Origin of the sequence: Anaerococcus lactolyticus ATCC 51172 (assembly GCF_000156575.1) — a bacterium.
GTDB lineage: Bacteria > Bacillota > Clostridia > Tissierellales > Peptoniphilaceae > Anaerococcus > Anaerococcus lactolyticus.
In genome coordinates this window covers 1-233 of record NZ_GG666205.1, presented here as the reverse complement: position 1 = coordinate 233, position 233 = coordinate 1, and the positions used below count along the sequence as shown (strand labels likewise).

General features: G+C 70.4%; 1 protein-coding gene. It reads left to right on the top strand.

Annotation, left to right across the window (positions count from 1 at the left end; all coding sequences use genetic code 11):
* Positions 1–28: 28 nt before the first annotated feature.
* The coding region (locus HMPREF0072_RS10855; RefSeq protein ID WP_155811922.1) for an SDR family NAD(P)-dependent oxidoreductase at positions 29–233 on the top strand (205 nt) is incomplete at its 3' end.

Below are 233 nucleotides of genomic sequence, written 5' to 3'. Positions count from 1 at the left end.
CGACGCTGCGCGAGCGGGAGGCGGCGCAGTGAACGGCCTGCTGAACGGTAAACGCATCGTGGTCACCGGCGCGGCGCGCGGCCTGGGCTACAGCTTCGCCACCGCCATCGCCGCTGCCGGCGCGCAGGTGGTGATGTGCGATATTTTGGCGGATGAGCTGGCGGCGAGCGGCGCCGCGCTGCGTGAGCAGGGCGCTCAGGTGGAAACGCAAACCATCGATCTGGCGTCACCGG